Raw genomic sequence first — 356 nt, 5'->3', positions numbered from 1 at the left:
CTCCCGCTGTCCTCGGTTTCAGTCACACGCTGGACGCGATGCACCCCGGACTCGAATTTCAGATGGTCGAACACACCCTTTCCCGAGATCGTGGCGATGATTTCCTTGAAGCCGCCGGCATCGCCGTCGCTCGCCGATACCGTTTCGAACCGCCAGCCGCGTTCGGCGGCGTAGCGCTCATACATGCGAAACAGGTCGCCGGCGAAGAGCGCCGCCTCATCGCCACCGGTGCCGGCGCGGATTTCGAGGATGGCGTTCTTGTCGTCGGCCGCGTCCTTGGGCAGAAGCAGTATCTGGATGTCCTTCTGCAGCCCCTCGATGCGCTCCTCGACCGCCGGCAGGTCCGCCTCGGCCAG

1 protein-coding gene is annotated in these 356 nt (G+C 64.9%); it reads right to left on the bottom strand.

All coding sequences use genetic code 11. From position 1 onward, the window contains the following. On the bottom strand, window positions 1–356 hold a 356-nt coding region (locus tag EN852_RS36685), incomplete at both ends, for a PCRF domain-containing protein (protein WP_135879747.1).

It is taken from the genome of Mesorhizobium sp. M2E.F.Ca.ET.209.01.1.1 (genome assembly GCF_004010375.2).
In the GTDB taxonomy this organism is placed as follows: domain Bacteria; phylum Pseudomonadota; class Alphaproteobacteria; order Rhizobiales; family Rhizobiaceae; genus Mesorhizobium.
Note: the sequence above shows the minus strand (reverse complement) of the source record. Positions and strands in the feature narration are given on the sequence as shown.